Consider the following 223-nt stretch of genomic DNA (forward strand, 5'->3'; position numbering starts at 1 on the left):
TCGCCGCCGTACTGGGCGAGTTGGCGGGCCACCCTGCCCTGGCGGCGGAGCTCCCCGAGGCGCTTCCGGCCCACAGCGCCCTGCTGGCCGGCGGCTTCGGAGGCGGCGCGGCCGACCCGGAGGCGGCCACGGACGACAGCCCGGACGACTTCTTCCGCGACCGCGTGGACGACCCCCAGACCCTGCGCCCGCGCGTCGTACTGCTCCGCGCACGCCCGGCCGG

Annotated in this window: 1 pseudogene; it reads left to right on the plus strand. The window is 78.9% G+C overall.

Annotation, left to right across the window (positions count from 1 at the left end):
- Positions 1–223 (plus strand): annotated as a pseudogene (locus J0695_RS39925) (hypothetical protein); the annotation flags it as partial.

The organism is Streptomyces beijiangensis, from assembly GCF_017315755.1.
Classification (GTDB): Bacteria; Actinomycetota; Actinomycetes; order Streptomycetales; family Streptomycetaceae; genus Streptomyces; species Streptomyces beijiangensis.